The organism is Stenotrophomonas sp. STEN021 (genome assembly GCF_056760175.1).
The window spans coordinates 50779-68636 of sequence record NZ_JBRREH010000012.1 but is presented as its reverse complement, the minus strand read 5'-3'; the positions used below and the strand labels follow the sequence as shown (position 1 = coordinate 68636).

Here is a 17858-nt window from a genome sequence, read left to right as displayed (position 1 = left end):
CCCATTCCCACCGGAAATGGGTGGGTGCGTGGGGCGCTGCATTGCTGGGCTGGGGCCTTACCGGTAATGCCCATGCTTTGTAGGAGCGGCGTAAGCCGCGAAGCTGGCTATCTGTCAGATCGCTGCAAATGCCGCCCGCACGGGATGTAGCAAGGGTTGCGCGCGTTCAATGGCGCCGGGAACAGCTGTGGCTTCGCGGCTTATGCCGCTCCTACAACACCTTTGGCCGCCGCTATCGCCCCACTGATCGCCGCCCGCGCTTGCGGGCTGTTGCGCCAGCAACTGCTGCCCAGCATGGCCGAGGCTTGGCTGACGACGTCGCCGGTTTCGGCCTGGGCCAGCTGCTGCAGGGAATGAAACCCCAACTGCTCCAAGCGTGAAACCACGGTGGCGCCCACGCCTTTCACCGCCAACAGCACGGCGCGCTCGCCCTCGTTGAACTGCTGCAGGCCTGCCATCGCGATCAGTGACTGCGTTCGATGGCGTAACGTGCCAGGCCGCGCAGGGCGGCGACGGCGTCGGTTTCCGGCAGGCCGTCCAGCGCCTGTTCGGCGGCGTTGGCATATTCAACGGCGCGCTTGCGGCTGTATTCCAGACCGCCAGTGGCGTGGATCGCTGCCAATACTTCCGGCATCGCACTGGCATCGCCGTCCTGCACGATCTCGCGCAGGCGATTGCGGACCACGTCGTCCGAGTGCGCCATGGCATGGATCAGCGGCAGGGTGGCCTTGCCCTCGGCCAGGTCGTCGCCCAGGTTCTTGCCCAGCTCCTCGGCATTGGCGGAGTAATCCAGCACATCGTCGGCGATCTGGAAGGCATAGCCCAGGTGCATGCCGTAGTCGTAGAGCTTCTGCTGAACGACCTCGTCGGCACCGGTGGCCAGCGCGCCCAGGCGGGTGCCGGCGGCGAACAGCACCGCGGTCTTGCGCTCGATCACGCGCAGGTAGGCAGCTTCGTCGGTATCCGGGTTATGCACGTGCAGCAGCTGCAGCACTTCGCCTTCGGCGATGCGGTTGGTGGTGTCGGCCAGGATCTGCATCACCGCCATGTGTTCCAGTTCGACCATCAGCTGGAAGCTGCGCGAGTACAGGAAGTCACCGACCAGCACGCTGGGGGCATTGCCCCACAGGGCGTTGGCGGTGCTGCGGCCGCGGCGCAGGTCGGATTCGTCGACCACATCGTCGTGCAGCAGGGTGGAGGTGTGGATGAACTCGATGATCGCCGCCAGCTGGTGGTGCTCGGGGCCGGCGCCGCCGACCGCATGGCCGGCCAGCATCACCAGCATCGGCCGCAGGCGCTTGCCGCCCGCCGAGACGATGTGGTCGGCGATCTGGTTGATCAGCACCACGTCCGAGGACAGGCGGCGACGGATCAGGGCATCGACGGCAGCCATGTCCGCTGCGGCAAAGGTCTGGATGGCAGGCAGGCCCAGCGCGGGGCGGATATGTTCGGCGATGCTCATAGGAAGACTTCAGGGGGTACCGGGGGATTATAGGCGGAGTCGGCCGGGGCGGCCCGTCGGGGCCGAAAACCGAAGGAAACCGGGCCTTTGCGCAGTGAATACGTATGCAAGCAACACCGTCGGCAAAGCACCGACGCTAAGCTGGCCGGCATACATTTCGCGGCCCTGAAACACGGGCTCTGAGGCCCGTAGGGGGGCGTTCGATGTCCAAGACTCCATGGTGGCGCGGTGCCGTCATCTACCAGATTTACCCACGCAGCTACCTGGATACCAATGGGGATGGCGTCGGCGACCTGCCGGGCATCATCGATCGCCTGGAGTACGTGGCCTCGTTGGGTGTGGACGCGATCTGGGTGTCACCGTTCTTCAAGTCACCGATGGCCGATTTCGGCTACGACATCGCCGATTACCGCGATGTGGACCCGTTGTTCGGCAACCTGGCCGATTTCGACCGCTTGCTGGCCAAGGCGCATGCGCTGGGCCTGAAGGTGATGATCGACCAGGTGTTCAGCCATACCTCGGTGGACCATGCCTGGTTCAAGGAAAGCCGCGAGAGTCGCGACAACCCCAAGGCCGATTGGTACGTGTGGGCCGATGCGCGCGACGACGGCAGCCCGCCCAACAACTGGCTGTCGATCTTCGGTGGCGTCGCCTGGCAGTGGGAGCCGCGGCGTCGGCAGTATTTCCTGCACAACTTCCTGGCTTCGCAGCCGGACCTGGATTTCCACAATCCAGCGGTGCAGCAGGCAACCCTGGACTATGTGAAGTTCTGGCTGGACCGTGGCGTGGATGGCTTCCGCCTGGATTCGATCAACTTCTGCTTCCACGACGCGCAACTGCGCGACAACCCGCCCAAGCCTGAGAGCGAGCGTATTGGCCGTGGTTTCAGCCCGGACAATCCGTATGCGTTCCAGTACCACTACTACAACAACACCCGCCCGGAAAATATCGGCTTCCTGGAGCGCCTGCGCGCCTTGCTGGACCAGTACCCGCAGGCGGTGACGCTGGGCGAAATCTCCTCGGAGGATTCGCTGGCGACCACTGCCGAGTACACCGCGCCGGGCCGCCTGCACATGGGCTATAGCTTCGAGTTGCTGGTGGATGATTACAGCGCGGCTTACATCCGCGGCACCGTCGAGCGACTGGAAGCGGCGATGGGCGAGTCCTGGCCGTGCTGGGCGGTGTCCAACCATGACGTGCAGCGTGCGGTGACCCGTTGGGGCGGGTATCCGGCCAAGCCGTCGCTGGCGAAGATGCTGGCGGCACTGGTCTGCTCGCTGCGTGGATCGGTCTGTATCTACCAGGGCGAGGAGTTGGGCCTGGGTGAAGCGGATGTGCCGTTTGAATCGCTGCAGGATCCGTATGGGATTACCTTCTGGCCGAACTTCAAGGGCCGTGATGGTTGCCGTACGCCGATGCCGTGGACTGATGACGCATTGGCTGGGTTTACCACTGGCAAGCCGTGGTTGCCGATTCCGGCCGAGCATCGGGCTTTGTCGGTGCAGGCGCAGGAAGTGGATGGGGATTCGGTACTGCATGCCTTCCGCAACTTCCTGAGCTGGCGCAAGGCGCATCCGGCCTTGGTCGAGGGTTCAATTCGCTTCCTGGATAGTGCTGAGCCGGTGTTGTTGTTCGAGCGGCAGGCGGGTAATGAGGCCTTGTTGCTGGCCTTCAATCTATCTGGCGAAACGGTGCGGCATGCGCTGCCGGTCGGTGAGTGGCAGGCTTTGGCGCTGCCGGGTCCGGTGGCCGGAGCGGTTGAGGCTGGCGAACTGGTATTGCCTGGGCACGCGGTGTATTGCGCGCGTCGCGGCTGAGTTTTTGTTGCTCTCTCTTTTGTGCGGGCGGAGATAGCATCTCCGCCTTTTTTTTGGGCTTTTGATTTTGCTTTTGTTGAAGCCCCTCTCCCGCTTGCGGGAGAGGGGTTGGGGTGAGGGCGCTTCTTAAGGCAAGCCAAAGCCAAAGCCAAAGCCAAAGCTCCCCCCATCCGCCCTCCGGGCACCTTCCCCCGCAAGCGGGAGAAGGGAAATTCCAGAGCAAGAGTGCAAAGCGAAATCTAAAGCCAAAAGCTCAAAGCCAAAGCTCAAAGCAAAAGCTCAAAGCAAAAGCTCAAAACCAAAGCTCAAAACCAAAGCTCAAAACCAAAGCTCAAAACCAAAGCTCAAAACCAAAGCTCAAAACCAAAGGCCCAAAGCTGGAGCCTGATCTCAAAGCCAAGTCCCCAGGATTTTGTGGGGAGCATGCACTTGTGTCACCTCGAATGCGATCGTCAGTGAACAACGCTCAAGGCTTGTCGCGGATCACAATATATTGCTTGCGGAACTCATTGCCTTCGCCAGGCCAGCTTCTGGCGTATTCGATCAGCAGGGGCAGGGCGTCGGGGTGGTCCTGTCCATTGATCCGGCAGTCCGCCGTGAACGTTCCGTCGCTATCACGATTCACGAAAATACGGATGCCGAGTACACCGTCCGCGGCCAGGCTTGATTGGAAAGCTGCAAGGCTGTTGGTGAACAAACAGCAGGGACAGAACCCGTGGTCTGCTTCCTCCGCAGCAGGGTTGGCGGCGGAGCGGGCAGTAGGCCCGAACACGACTTGCCGGCAACGGGGTCGCTGCGTGGCGTCGGTGGGTAAGTCGAGCTCCATTGTCGTGCAATGTTCCGGCTGTACTGCCAGTGCATCGAGAATGGCAACCAGATCCGTTCTGGCCCAGGTATCAAAGCCATTGTGCAGTGCGCTCTCCACATCCGCGCCGCTTGCATGCTGATACTCGTATAGACCGTCAGGGAAGGCGGTGCCGTGCGATGTCAGCGTGGCTGTGGCCGTCCTGACTCCGCCGTTGGGGAAAGCATGGGTTTCGATCAACTGAGTCCGTACGCTGACGCCGTTGGCGAGACTGACGTGATCGGCTTCGATCCGGGCTGAGCTGTGGTAGGTCTTGAGGGCGGCATGCAGCTGGCGCAGCTCGGCAGGGTGTTCGTCGTGCTGCTTGCGCAGCAGCCGGCGCAGAAAATCCATGAGTCATCTTCCTTGTTGACGAGCAGTTCGATTCGAAACGGCGCAGTTACGTTAGCGGAAAGCCCGTCTTGCCGCCAAGATCCCTGCGGCACTGGCAAGCACTTCGGCGAACAAAAAAGGCCCGCTGCAATGGCAGCGGGCCTTCGGTCCTGCACGGCAGGGATGAATCAGAACTTGTAGTTCACACCCACCTGGTAGGTGCGGCCCCATTCCACGGTTTCCAGCGGACGGTCCTTGGTGCCGGCATAGGTTTCGTACTTGGAGTTGGTCAGGTTGCTGGCCTGCAGGAACAGACCCAGGCCCTTGAACATGGTGCCGTCGCCGAAGCTGTAGCCCAACTGTGCGTCCAAGACATTCTCGCCCTTGACGTAACGTAGCGTGCGGGCGCCGTTGAAGTTGCCGATTTCGCCGATGAAGTCCGAGCGCTTGCGCTGGTTCAGACGCACTTCAAAGCCGTTGTTCTCGTAATAGGCAGTGAAGTTGTAAACGCGCTTGGACAGGCCTGGCAGCATGATCGGGTCGCTGCCCACGCTGGAAACGGTTGCCGGATCCGGTGGGATGGTGATGTTGCTGTCATTGAAGCCAGCACTGGCTACAACGCCAAAACCGCGTAGGGCGTCGGAGAACAGATCCAGTGGCAGTGATGCGGTCAGTTCCAGGCCACGCAGGCTGCCACCCTTGCCGTTGAACGGTGCGGTGTAGGTACCGGTCTTGTCGACAACAATGCCCGGAGGCAGGCTGACGCCGTTGGCCAGCAGCCATGCGTCTACCTGGTCGGTGAAGTCGTAGCCATCACGTTTTTCGGTGAAGACGTAGGTCTTCAGATCCTTGTAGAAGAACGCCGCAGCAACATATGCCTTGTTGCCGAAGTACTTCTCCCACGACAGGTCAACCGCGTTTGCCACCCACGGATCCAGGTTCGGGTTGCCGCCGCTGGCACCAGGGATGCCATTGTTGGTGTCGACGCCGAACTCCATCGAAGCCCGCATCTCATCGACACGCGGGCGGGCAACCTGGCGTGCCAGCGCGAAGCGCACGGTGTTCTCGGCCGGCAGTTCGAAAGCCAGGTTCAAGCTCGGCAGGAAGTCGAGGTACTTCTTGCCTTCGTTGATCGGAATCACCTGGCTGCCAACCGCCTGCGAACCATCCCAGTAGTTGGAGTGCGATGACTGATCAACGTGCTGGGCCTGGATGCCGACATTGCCGCGTACCGGAACTGAGCCGATATGCGTGCTGATGTTGGCGCGCAGGAAGGTGGTGATGATCTCTTCGTCCACCGTCCACTGCTTCGGAATTAGGTAGCTTTCGGTGGTGGTCGGCTTGAACACCATGTAGCGGCCAACCGCAGCAGGCACATTCCAGGCCGGGATGTAGCCAGCGCCGGCAAAACCCAGATTGACCGGCTTGTACTGCAGGTCGGCGGCGATGCTGGTGATGCCTTGTGCGCCCAGGTTGATGTTGCCTTCGGCCTGGGTCTTGTTCTTGCTGCGATCAGCGTAGTTCACGCCGATGTCGAAGTCGGAGAACCAGTTGAAGCCTTCCGGCACCGGGATGGTAGCTGCCAGCTTGAAACCCTTCAGCTCGTCGTCCACGTGCGGGGTTTTGCCGTAGCCCGAGCCGTAAATGGTGTTGGTCAGGAACAGCTTGCTGTAGTCGGAGTAGTCTCGACCCAGCGTGAACTGAGGGAAGCCGCTGCCACCGTAATTCAGGGTCACCGAATCCAGCGCCGGTGCCGGCAGCAGCTGCAGGTTGTTTTCCAGGTTCAACTCGTCGCGCTCGGCCTTGGACCAGCTGACGTCGGCCACCAAGCGTACATCGCCGATGTTGAACTCGTTGTTCCAACCAATGGCCTTGATGCTGTCTTCGCGGTGGTTGTACATGCCGCGTACCAGCGGGTAGACGTTGTGGGCAACGCCACTTTCGAAGCTGCCATTGCTGCCCACCACCACATTGGTGAGGTTCAGCGGATCGTAGCCACCGTTGTAGCCACCCAGGTGGATTTCGATCTGGTTGGCAGTGTCGTATTCCTTGGCCTTGGTATAAAAGGTGTCCAGCGTACTGGTCCAGCTGTTGTTGGGCCGGAACTGCAGCGTCGCCATTACGCCGTCACGCTTTGCGTGACCTGTGCGGCGCAGGGCCTTGATGCCATCGGAGTAGTAGGTGCCGCCGGGGACGCCCGGGCGCCAGTCATCGCCACCCAGCTTCTGCCACGGCTCATACAGGCCGACCTGGTTCTCCTGCTTGGACATCTCCGAATGGGAGAAACCAATAGCCAGACCGATGGTGTTGTCCGCGAACTTGTCGATGTAGCTGAAGTTGGCGCGGCTGCCATACGGGTCTTCGCCAGCGGCTTCGCCCAACGAGTTCTTCTGGTAGCGGCCGCTAAGCGCGATGACGCGAGCGTCATAGCTCAGCGGGCGCACGGTCTGCAGGTCGAGGGTGCCGGACAAGCCCTGGCCAATCAGGCCGGAGTCGGGCGTCTTGTAGACAGTAACCCCGCTGATCAGTTCGGACGGGTATTGGTCGAACTCGACGCTGCGGTTGTCGCCGGTGCTGACCACTTCGCGGCCATTGAGCAGGGTGGTGGCGAAGTCGGGCGACAAGCCGCGCACGCTGATCACCTGGGCGCGGCCGGCGACGCGCTGGGCGGCCAGACCGGGCAGGCGGGCGATGGATTCGGCGATGCTGACGTCCGGCAGCTTGCCGATGTCTTCGGCCGAGACGGCTTCCACGATCGAGCTCGAGTCACGCTTGACCGAGATCGCGCTTTCGATGCCGCGGCGGATGCCGGTGACGGTGACGGTGTCCAGATCCACAGCTTCAGCCTTGGCCTTCGCCTTGGCTTCGTCGTCCACGGTCTGCGCGTGCACGCCGGTGGCAGTCAATGTGATGGCTGAGGCCAGTGCAACGCTCAGCAGGTTGCGCTTGGTGTTCAACATACTCCCCTCTCCCAGGTGATGTCGGTTGGTTGTGTTCTGTGCTCCCCCGTCTTGGTGTGGGGGATGCGTCGCTGTTTTTTTCGCTGCTTGCGACTGACTCGCATGGTAATCAGCAGGCAAGCCCATGGCGCTGGGCTGCATACGTATTCAATGGACGTTTGCGGCGGCAGACAGGTGTGAAAACGCTTTCTGCATGGGTTTTGTCTTTGCGCCGTCATTTCCGCGCAGGCAGGAATGACGGCATCAAAGCAGAGCCCGGAGCTTTGGGCTTCAGGCCGCGCAGCCTTTATTCCACCGGAACAAACCGCACAGCAGCGCCGCCGCCAGCCCCCAGCTGCAGCTTGATCCGGTCAGCACTGCCTACCACCCGCATCTCACGGGCAAACGCAAACGGTGCAGATTCCCAATTGGCGCCCTCACCATCGCGGTAGATCTCCGCGCGGTAACGCTTGCCCGGGGTCAGGAACGACAAGGCCACATCCAGTGCCTGCGGCTTCTCGCTGCCAACGCTGCCGACAAACCATTCCTCGCTACCACGCGCCTTGCGCGCAAACGTCACGTACTGGCCAACCTCGCCATTGAGCACATGGCTTTCCTCCCAATCCACCGCCACGTCCTTGATGAACTGGAAGGCGTCCGGGTGCTGGGCGTAGTGCTCGGGCAGGTCGGCGACCATCTGCACCGGGCTGTACAGCACCACGTACAGCGCCAACTGCTTGGCCAGGGTGCTGCGCAGGGGCAGGCCGTTGCGGCCCTTCAGGCTGACGATGCCGGGCGTGTAATCCATCGGCCCGCCCAGCATGCGGGTGAACACCAGCGTGGCCTCGTGGCCTGGCGGGTTGGGCGGGTTGCCCCAGGCGTTGAACTCCATGCCACGCGCGCCTTCGCGCGAAACCCAGTTCGGGTAGGTGCGGCGCAGGCCGGTGTCCTTGATCGGTTCATGCGAGTTGATCGCGATGTGCCTGGCGGCGGCCTGCTGCAGCACGCGCAGGTTGTGGTTGCTCATCCACTGGCCTTCGTGCCATTCGCGGGTGATCGGACCATCGACCTGGTCCTGGCGGTGGATGTCGCCGGCGTCACAGACATAGCCGGTCTTGACCACATCCACGCCGTTGCGCGCATACAGGTCCAGCGCGGCCGGTAGCTGGCGTTCGTAGTGGCTGACCGCGCAGGCGGTTTCGTGGTGGCCGATCAGGTGCACGCCCTTGCCGGCGGCGTAGCGGGCAAGGCCGGGCAGGTCGAAATCCGGGGTGGCGCGGGTGAAGTCGAAGGCTTCGCCGTTGGCGAACCAGTCGCCGTCCCAGCCGATGTTCCAGCCTTCCACCAGCACGCCGCGGAAACCATTGGCGGCGGCGAAGTCGATGTAACGGCGGGTGTTCTCGGTGGTGGCGCCGTGTTTGGGACCGGTCGCCCAGGTCTCGGTTTCCAGGTGCAGCGACCACCACACGCCGGCATATTTGGCCGGTTTGAACCAGCTCACATCGCCGATGGCGTCGGGCTCGTTGAGGTTGAGGATGAGGCTGGACTCAGCCAGGTCGCCCGCCCTCTCGCCAATGGTGATGGTGCGCCACGGGGTGTTGAAGGGCAGGGTGCGCACCACCGGAGCGCCGCTGCTGGACGGCGTGAGCGTCGCGCGCAGGATGTCGCCATCACCACGGGCCAGGTTCATGCCGGCGTAGTCGACCAGCGCGGCTTCATGGATGGAGATGTGCAGGCCGTTGTCGCTGCGCAGGGTCAGCGGGGTCTGCGCGGTGCCGACTTCCTTCAGCGGGGTCTGGTGGTACAGGTATTCTTCGCGGTTCCACTCGAAGGCGGGAATCCACCAGGCGGTGGCCGGGCGCGCTAGCGCGAACTCGGTCAGCTCGGCATGGATCTGCGCCTGCTTCATGCCGGCCTGCTGCGGGAACTCGTAGCGGAAGCCAATGCCGTCGTCATAGACGCGGAACACCACGTCAAAGCGGCGCTCGTAGTTGCGGCCGGCGCCGGGCTTCTCGGTGAAGCTGGCGCGCAGCTCGTTGTAGTGATTGCGGGTGAGGCGGCGCTCGCCCCAGGGCTGCTCCCAGGTCTCATCGAAGCTGCGCTGTGACTGCCCGGTAAGCGCGACATTGCGCTCCAGGCGGCCATCACCAAACAGCATGCCCAGCCGCGACGGCGCGATCACCGCCTGGCCATTGCGTTCCACCCGGTACGAGGGGCGGCCTTCGTGCTGGGATTCGACGATCACCACGAGCTGCTTGTCGGGTGAGGTGACGCGCGCCAGATCGGCGGCGTAGGCCGGCAGGCAGCTGATCAGCAGTAGCGCGAAGGCAGCTTTCAGCGACAGGCGGGCAGGGGTGGGACGTGTATCGGCCATGCGGGTCTCAACTCCGGGTTCTGGTCGGCGCGCCGGCCCAGCGGGGTGGCACGTGGCGCCACTATTCCCCGGCCGAGGCCACTGTGGGGGCAATGCTGCATTGAATACGTATGCAACAGCGGTGCAGATCACAGGTGCGCCCTCTACCATGGCTGCAGCGCATCCGCGCCCAACATCGCATCCGTGATTCCCGGAGGGGGGAAGCGCTTGATGAATAGCAAACCGCAGCTGTCGTTCTGGCAGATCTGGAACATGTGTTTTGGCTTCCTGGGTATCCAGTTCGGCTTCGCGCTGCAGAACGCCAATGCCAGCCGCATCTTTGAAACGCTGGGCGCACCGATGGACGCGGTGCCGGGACTGTGGATCGCCGCACCGCTGACCGGGCTGCTGGTGCAGCCGGTGATCGGCTATCTGTCTGACCGCACCTGGACGCGCTGGGGCCGGCGCCGCCCCTACTTCATGATCGGCGCGGTGCTGACCACGCTCGCCCTGCTGGTGATGCCGAACTCGCCGACCCTGTGGATTGCCGCCGGCACGCTTTGGGTGCTGGATGCCTCGATCAATATCTCGATGGAGCCGTTCCGCGCCTTCGTTGGTGATCAGTTGTCGCCCAGGCAGCGTCCGACGGGCTTCTCGATGCAGAGTTTCTTCATCGGCGTGGGCGCGGTGGTGGCCAGCTTCCTGCCCTTCATCCTTGCCCACTTCGGTGTGGCCAATACCGCTGGGCCCGGTGAGGTGCCGGATACCGTGCGCTATGCCTTTTACTTCGGCGCGGCAGTATTGCTGCTGGCGATGAGCTGGACGGTGTTCAGCACGCGCGAGTACTCGCCGGCCGAGCTGGCCAGCTTCGACGATGCCGAACCGGCGGCGGTGCATGCCGTGCAACGCGCTGCAGGTCTGCCGCAATGGGGTCAGATCGGCGTGTGGCTTGGCTTGGGCATGTTGTTGGCGGCGTTGATCGCCTGGCGCCAAGGCGACCGCATGCTCTACGTGTTGGCCGGTCTGTGCGTCAGTTACGGCCTGCTGCTCGGCGTGGCGCGGGTGCTGCCCGGCACGCATATGCTGGCTACCATCGTCGATGACCTGCGCAGCATGCCGGGCACGATGCGGCGCTTGGCTTGGGTGCAGTTCTTCTCGTGGTTCGCCTTGTTTGCGATGTGGATCTACACCACCGCAGCGGTGGCTGGCACGCACTTCGGTTCCACCGATACGCAGTCGGCCGCGTACAACGAAGGGGCGAACTGGGTCGGCGTGTTGTTCGGTGCCTACAACGGTTTCGCTGCCGTGGCGGCGCTGATCATTCCGCTGATGGTACGAGCGATTGGCCTGCGCTGGAGCCACCTGGTCAATCTGTGGCTGGGCGGCTTGGGCCTGATCTCGCTGATGCTGATCAAGGACCCGCATTGGCTGCTGTTGTCGATGGTCGGTATCGGCTTTGCCTGGGCCTCGATCCTGTCGCTGCCGTACGCACTGCTGTCAGACAGCGTGCCGGCGGCGAAGATGGGCGTGTACATGGGCATCTTCAATTTCTTCATCGTGATCCCGCAGCTGGTGGCCGCCAGTGCCTTGGGCTTTGCCCTGCGCAACTGGTTGGGCGGCGATCCCATCCACGTGCTGGTGCTGGGTGGATGCAGTCTGTTCGTAGCCGGCTTGTGCGTGCTGCGGGTTCCGTCGCAACAGGAGGTGGTGTGATGCGCAGTCGTTTGGCAGCAGCGGTTGCTCTGGCAGTGGTGGCGGGTTCGGCCTTGGCCGGCAATCGGCCGGATTACATCGGCACCACCGAGCCATTCGCCAGTGATGCGGTGTACTTCGTGGTCACCGATCGCTTCGTCAATGGCGATACCAGCAACGACCACCGCGACCAGGGCGGCGAGCACCGCACCTTCGATATCCCGGTGCCGTGCCCGGACAAGATCGACGGCAACATCGGCTACCTCGGCGGTGACTTCAAGGGCGTGCTGGACAACGCCGACTACATCCGCCAGCTCGGCTTTGGCGCCATATGGATCACGCCGATCATCGACAACCCCGATGAGGCTTTCACCGGCAGCAAGCCGATCAGCTGCACCAGCACGCTGACTGACCGCGGCAAGACCGGTTACCACGGTTATTGGGGCATCAACTTCTACAAGCTGGACGAGCACCTGCCCAGCGCAGACCTGGATTTCGCCGGGCTGACCAAGGGCCTGCACGATGCCAAGCTGAAAGTGGTGCTGGATATCGTCGGCAACCACGGCTCACCGGCCTGGACCATGCCCAAGCGACAGCCGCAGTTCGGCCAGATCTTCGACAAGGACGGCAAGCTGATCGCCGATCACCAGAATCTGCCGCCTGACAAGCTCGATCCGAAACACAACCCGCTGCATGCGTTCTACAACAACATCGGCCCGGTCGATGGCAGCAAGGGTTCCATCTTCGACGGCAACCTGGCCGAACTGTCGGATTTCAACGAGCACAATCCGGCGGTGATGGACTACCTGGTTGGCGCCTACCTGCAATGGACGGCGCAGGGCGTGGATGCCTTGCGCATCGATACCATCGGCTGGTTGCCGCATCCGTGGTGGCATGAGTTCGTAAACCGCATCCGTGCCGAGCACCCGGGGATGTTCATGTTCGGCGAAGCCTTCGACTACGACGCAGCGAAGATTGCCGAGCACACCTGGCCAGCGAATGCCAATGTCAGCGTGCTGGATTTCCCGCTGCGCGGTGCCTTGTCCTCGGTGTTCGGCAAGGAGCAGAAAGGCTTTGAAACGCTGGCCGAGCCGCTGCACCTGAGCGGTGGCCCGTATGCCAACCCGTATGCATTGATGAGTTTCTACGACAACCACGACATGGCGCGTCTGGACGCCAGCGATGCCGGCTTCATCGACGCGCATAACTGGCTGTTCACCGCACGCGGCATCCCGGTGCTCTATTACGGCTCGGAAATCGGCTTCATGCGCGGCCGTGCCGAGCATGCGGGCAATCGCGCTTACTTTGGCCAGCAGCGGGTGGATAAAGCAGGGCAGAGCCCGATCTTCGCGCCGTTGCAGCGCATCGCCAAGTTGCGTGAAGCAACGCCTGCGTTGCAGCGCGGCCTGCAGGTGAATGAGCGGCTGCAGGGCGACGAGGCGGTGTTCTACCGCGTGCTGCAGCACGGAGGCACGGCGCAGACGGCGCTGGTGCTGCTCAACAAGGGTGATGCTTCGCGTTCGTTCGAGGTGAGCCGTTACCTGCAGGCCGGGCAGTGGCGTGATGCGCTGGGTGGCGGTTCCTTGAAGGTGAAGAGTTCGCTGAAGACCGTAGTGCCCGCGCATGGGGTCAAGGTGTTTGTGCTGGAAGGACAGGTGATGCAGCCGGAGCTGCAGGCGCAGCTGGACGCTGCCATGGCGGATCAGATAGCGCGGGATAAGCGACTGGCGCAGTAACCCGCTCAAGCCCCTCTCCCTGCGGGAGAGGGGTTGGGGTGAGGGTAAGGCTCTGCGAAAAACCTAACCCCGCGCAAAGAGCACCCCTCCCCAGCCCTCCCCTTTGCTGCGCAAAAGGGAGGGGGCAGATTGTCGCGGTCGAGAGGCTTTGCTTGTCTCCCTCCCTTTGCCGAAGGCAAGGGGAGGGCCGGGGAGGGGTAGCTCTTGATTCTGCTCTGCTACCAGCCTCTGCGACGCCCAAAGGCGCACCCGCTACAATCCGCCCCCAGGCATTCCCGGCGGCACCGCATGAACCAGCTTCCCCCGCAAACCCCCATCGAAACCCTGTTGCAGACGGCAATGGACGGCAAACTGCCGATCCGCGCCTTCATGCAGGCCTTCGTCGCTTCCGAGGTGGTGCTGCTGACCGGCAGCCTGGTCACGCCTGACGGCAGTGGCTTCGATCCGTTGCTGTTCGACAAGCAGGGTGTGCTGCATGTGGCGGTGTTCACCGACATGGCGCGGGTTGGCTTCCACCAGCAGCAGGCACCGCACAACATCCGCATGCTGATGCTGGAAGTACTACGCCGCGTTCCCGGTGGCTACGGCGTGGTGATCAATCCCGGCACGCCGCTGGGCTTTGAAATCTCGCCGTCTGGCGTGGGCGAAATCCTCAAGGATTTCAGCTGAGCCAAGGTATGCGGCAGCACTTTCTGCGTGAATCACATGCCAAGCGATGATTCCCGCACCACCAGCTTCACCGGAATGGTGAGGCCTTCGACCGGTTCACCGGCAATCAGGCTCAGCAGCTTGTCGACCAGCAACTGACCGGCCTGCTTGGTGTCCTGCTGCACCGTGGTCAGTGGCGGCGATACCGATGCCGCCAGCGGAATGTCGTCAAAACCGGTCACCGCGATGTCCTGCGGCACACGCACGCCGCGTTCGCGTAGTGCACGCAAGGCGCCGATGGCGATCAGATCACTGGCCGCGCAGATCGCATCGAAGTCCTTGCCGCTGTCGAGCAGGGCGATGCAGGCGGCGTGGCCGGAATCTTCGGTGGTGATGGCGTCGTGCTGTAGCGACGGGTCGGCCTGCAAACCGCGGGCCGTCAGTGCTTCGACGTGGCCACGATAACGCTCCTCGAACTCTGGATAGTGGCTGGAAGCATGGCCAAGGAACGCGATGCGCTGGCGGCCCTGCTCAAGCAGGTGTGCACTGATATCAAAGCCGCCTTGAAAATTGTCACTGCCAATCGATACGCCAGGCTGGCCGGGCAGGGCTGCACCCCAACGCACGAAGTGGGTGCCTTGCTGCACCAGCCGCTGCAGCCGCTCCACCGACTCGTGGTAGTCGCCATAGCCGAGCAGGATGATGCCGTCGGCCTTGTTGCTGTCCTCGAAGTCGGCATGCCAGTCGCTGGATAGTTGCTGGAACGAGACCAGCAGGTCCAGCCCCTTCAGCGCACAGGCGCGGGTGATCGAGCCCAGCATCGAGTGGAAGAACGGGTTGATCAAGGAGTCATCGTTGGTCGGGTCCTCGAAGAACAGCAGCGCCAGCGTGCCGGACTGCTGGCAACGCAGGCTGGAGGCGTTCTTGTCGACCTTGTAGTTCAGCTGGCGGGCGATATCGAGGATGCGCTGGCGGGTGTCGGCATTGACCATCGGGCTGCCACGCAGCGCACGCGACACCGTCGGCTGCGAAACGCCGGCCATGTGCGCGATATCCAAAGAGGTGGCTTTGCCCTTGATGACCATCTTGACCAGCAATCTGAACGACGTTGGGCATCATGCCATGTGGCCGTCGGAACCGGGCAGGCTTGGGGCGGGCGCGCCCCTTCTGCCGGGCGATTCCAGCGCTGGTGGGCGAACCCCCGGGGGCTCCCCTGAGCCTGTGGGAACCCCGGCTGGGCCCAGCGCAAGCCTTACGCCGCAAGGGCTGCAAGGATTGGCTGCTATCTGCCCCCGGACAGATATAATACGTGCGCTATTGCCCGCATCCGGCGGGTGGACCCCAACGGAAGAGTAGGAACCTATGGCCCGCGGCATCAATAAAGTCATCCTCGTCGGCAATCTCGGCAACGACCCGGACACCAAGTACACCCAGGCCGGCATGGCGATCACCCGCATCAGCCTGGCCACCACCAGCGTGCGCAAGGACCGTGACGGCAACCAGCAGGAGCGTACCGAGTGGCATCGCGTGGTGTTCTTCGGCAAGCTCGGCGAGATCGCCGGTGAATACCTGCGCAAGGGCAGCTCGGTCTACGTCGAAGGCGAATTGCGCTACGACAAGTACACCGGCCAGGATGGCGTGGAAAAATACACCACCGATATCGTCGCCAACGAAATGCAGATGCTTGGCGGCCGCGGTGAAGGCGGCGGTGGCGGTGGCGGCTACGGTGGCGATCGTCCGCAGCGCCAGTCGGCCCCGCGTCAGCAGCAGGGTGGCGGCCAGGGTGGTTACGGTAACCAGGACCAGGGCGGCGGTGGCTACGGCGGCGGTCAGCGCCAGCAGCAGCGCCAGGCACCGCCGCAGCAGCAGTCGGCTCCGCCGATGGACGACTTCGCCGACGACGATATTCCGTTCTGATCGTTGCTCGACGCGTTCGTTTCTTCCAAGGCCATGCATTGCATGGCCTTTTGCTTTTAGCAATGGCTGAAAAAGGGAGTAGACGTGGGATTCCGTTATGACTTCATGTCAATTGGTGTTAGTCCTAAAAATAGCTGTCCTTTGGTGTGAATTTATAAGTGCTGATGGTTTGCTAAGATCGGTTGCGTCGTCTGGCTCACAGGGGGTCGATGCGGTCATGGAGCGCCTGAGAGGCTCCTGTTCTTGATTGCAGAGCCGATGTTTTTCGGAATGGTGCGCTGGCCCCAATCATTCCGTGCAGCATGACGCTGCGGTTTCCCAAGGATGGTTGCTTTGTATGCGATGCAATGGAGTGCGGGGCGGGTTGGTCGTGCGTGAGCGGATGTTGGCCGTTGTGTGTGTGGTCCTGCTTGGAGGTGGTGCGGCGCAGGCGCAGACAGTAGATGCAAGCGCTCAGGAAATATTGCGGCAGCAAGAACGTGAGCGCGTGCTGCGCGAGCAGCAGGAAGCGCAGCCAGATGCGCGCTTGCAGGCGGCTCCGGCACAAATGTCAGGGAGACTGCCTGGCGCCGAGGCGCCTTGCTTCGTCATCAATCACATCAGCCTGGAAGGCGAAGAGGCCGAACGCTTCCGCTGGGCCTTGAAAGCTGCCGATCCCAGTGACGACCCCGCTACTGGTCGTTGCCTGGGCACCGCGGGTGTGGATGTCGTGATGAAGCGCGTGCAGAACGCGATCATCACGCGCGGCTATGTCACAACACGCATCCTGGCGGCGCCGCAGGACTTGAAGAGCGGTGCGCTGGTATTGACGGTAGTGCCGGGCCGCATCCACGCCATTCGCTTTGCCGACACCGCGCAAACGCATCCTGCATTGTGGAATGCGGTTCCAGCCGGGCCGGGCGATCTATTGAACCTGCGTGACATCGAGCAGGCGCTGGAGAATTTCCAGCGTATACCTACGGCGACCGTGGACATCCAGGTGGCACCGCCGGCGGAAGGCGCCGCTGCCAAGCCGGGTGAGAGTGATCTGCTGATCAGCTGGAAGCAACGTTCCAAAGCCCGTGCGAACCTGACCCTGGACGATTCCGGCAGCCAGTCCACCGGCAAACTGCAGGCCGGTGCAACGGTGTCATTGGACAATCTCGCGCGCTTGAATGACCTGTTCTATTTGAACCTCGGCAAGTCGGTGTTCAACGGTAGCGGCCGCGACACCGACAGCTGGGCCGCGCACTACAGCATCCCGGTCGGCAAGTGGCTGCTGGGCATCAATGCCAGCAAGTACGATTACAGCCAATCGGTGGCCGGCGCATACGAGACCTACGTTTACAGCGGTGCCAGCCGCAATGCGGAAGCGCGCCTGACACGCATGTTGTTTCGCAATGCCAGCTTCAAGACCAGTGGCTACGCGCGGGCCTGGTACCGCGACTCGAACAACTTCATCGACGACACCGAGATCGAAGTGCAACGCAGGCGCATGGCGGGCTGGGAGTTGGGGTTGGCGCACAAGCACTTCATTGGTAACAGCACGCTGGATGCAGGTGTTGCGTACCGTCGTGGAACCGCGGCGTTCGACGCACTGCCCGCACCAGAGGAAGCCTTCGGGGAAGGCACGGCGCGCGGTCGCGTCATCACTGCCGATGCACAGTTGATGATTCCCTTCAAGCTGGGTAAGCAGCCGGTGCGCTACACCAGCAGCTGGCGTGCGCAATGGAACCGCTCCCTGCTGGTGCCACAGGACCGCTTCTCCATAGGCGGGCGCTACACCGTGCGTGGGTTCGATGGCGAAATGTCGTTGAGCGGTGAGCGCGGCTGGTTGCTGCGCAATGAGCTGGGCTTTGCGCTTGGCGGCGGGCAGGAGGCGTATGTGGGTGCCGACTACGGCCATGTTGGCGGTCCGTCAGTGCGCTGGCAGATGGGCGACTACCTGGCTGGCGCGGTCATCGGTCTGCGCGGCGGCGTCGCGCACGCGCAGTGGGACATTTTTGTTGGCAGCCCGTTGCACAAGCCGGTGGGTTTCCCAACCGCGTACACGACATTTGGCTTCAGCTTGAGCGCCTCGTTCTGATACCCGGCGACCACGCGAGTCGCAAGCATATGGAGCATGCCGTCTGCATTCA

At 62.7% G+C, this 17858-nt stretch carries 12 protein-coding genes; 6 read left to right on the top strand and 6 right to left on the bottom strand.

Annotation, left to right across the window (positions count from 1 at the left end):
- Nucleotides 1-200: 200 nt before the first annotated feature.
- Together ACVOL0_RS04240 and ACVOL0_RS04235 are read right to left on the bottom strand one after the other, a co-directional pair.
- A complete protein-coding gene (locus tag ACVOL0_RS04240; protein ID WP_481548047.1) occupies nucleotides 201-458 on the bottom strand; it encodes a helix-hairpin-helix domain-containing protein in 258 nt (85 codons plus the stop codon).
- Between the two features lie 5 nt (nucleotides 459-463).
- Nucleotides 464-1462 (bottom strand): polyprenyl synthetase family protein, encoded by a 999-nt coding sequence (locus ACVOL0_RS04235; protein WP_481548046.1) that lies wholly within the window; start codon nucleotides 1460-1462, stop codon nucleotides 464-466.
- A 203-nt stretch (nucleotides 1463-1665) separates the two neighbouring features.
- On the opposite strand from ACVOL0_RS04235, the gene ACVOL0_RS04230 reads away from it, so the two are divergent.
- Nucleotides 1666-3279 carry an alpha-glucosidase gene (locus ACVOL0_RS04230; RefSeq protein ID WP_481548045.1) on the top strand — a complete coding sequence of 538 codons (1614 nt, stop codon included), beginning with the start codon at nucleotides 1666-1668 and terminating at the stop codon, nucleotides 3277-3279.
- 466 nt (nucleotides 3280-3745) lie between these two features.
- On the opposite strand, the gene ACVOL0_RS04225 is transcribed toward ACVOL0_RS04230, so the two are convergent.
- The 3 genes from ACVOL0_RS04225 to ACVOL0_RS04215 all read right to left on the bottom strand — a co-directional run bounded on the left by ACVOL0_RS04225 (nucleotide 3746) and on the right by ACVOL0_RS04215 (nucleotide 9769).
- A complete protein-coding gene (locus ACVOL0_RS04225; RefSeq protein ID WP_481548044.1) occupies nucleotides 3746-4477 on the bottom strand; it encodes a DUF6348 family protein in 732 nt (243 codons plus the stop codon).
- 167 nt (nucleotides 4478-4644) lie between these two features.
- Nucleotides 4645-7416, bottom strand: a complete 2772-nt coding sequence (locus ACVOL0_RS04220) for a TonB-dependent receptor (protein WP_481548043.1) — start codon at nucleotides 7414-7416, stop codon at nucleotides 4645-4647.
- Nucleotides 7417-7702: 286 nt separating this feature from the next.
- A complete protein-coding gene (locus ACVOL0_RS04215) occupies nucleotides 7703-9769 on the bottom strand; it encodes a glycoside hydrolase family 97 protein (RefSeq protein WP_481548042.1) in 2067 nt (688 codons plus the stop codon).
- Nucleotides 9770-9979: 210 nt separating this feature from the next.
- Between ACVOL0_RS04215 and ACVOL0_RS04210 the strand changes: the two genes are divergently transcribed.
- The 3 genes from ACVOL0_RS04210 (at nucleotide 9980) to ACVOL0_RS04200 (ending at nucleotide 13845) form a co-directional block, all read left to right on the top strand.
- Complete coding sequence (locus tag ACVOL0_RS04210; RefSeq protein WP_481548041.1) at nucleotides 9980-11461, top strand: MFS transporter; 1482 nt, start codon at nucleotides 9980-9982, stop codon at nucleotides 11459-11461.
- Nucleotides 11461-13176, top strand: coding sequence for an alpha-amylase family glycosyl hydrolase (locus ACVOL0_RS04205; protein WP_481548040.1), 1716 nt, complete (start codon nucleotides 11461-11463; stop codon nucleotides 13174-13176). Before ACVOL0_RS04210 ends, ACVOL0_RS04205 begins: the two co-directional genes overlap by 1 nt.
- A gap of 288 nt (nucleotides 13177-13464) precedes the next feature.
- Entirely contained in the window at nucleotides 13465-13845 is a 381-nt protein-coding gene (locus tag ACVOL0_RS04200; protein WP_313397943.1) for an SseB family protein, read from the top strand.
- A 32-nt stretch (nucleotides 13846-13877) separates the two neighbouring features.
- Here ACVOL0_RS04200 and ACVOL0_RS04195 read toward each other — a convergent pair whose 3' ends face one another.
- Nucleotides 13878-14909 (bottom strand): LacI family DNA-binding transcriptional regulator, encoded by a 1032-nt coding sequence (locus ACVOL0_RS04195; protein WP_481548039.1) that lies wholly within the window; start codon nucleotides 14907-14909, stop codon nucleotides 13878-13880.
- A gap of 277 nt (nucleotides 14910-15186) precedes the next feature.
- Here ACVOL0_RS04195 and ACVOL0_RS04190 point away from each other — a divergent pair, with 277 nt between their 5' ends.
- Nucleotides 15187-15741: a single-stranded DNA-binding protein gene (locus ACVOL0_RS04190; RefSeq protein ID WP_481548038.1), complete on the top strand. Its 555-nt coding sequence runs from the start codon at nucleotides 15187-15189 to the stop codon at nucleotides 15739-15741.
- 382 nt (nucleotides 15742-16123) lie between these two features.
- Nucleotides 16124-17806: a ShlB/FhaC/HecB family hemolysin secretion/activation protein gene (locus tag ACVOL0_RS04185; protein WP_481548037.1), complete on the top strand. Its 1683-nt coding sequence runs from the start codon at nucleotides 16124-16126 to the stop codon at nucleotides 17804-17806.
- Nucleotides 17807-17858: the final 52 nt, after the last annotated feature.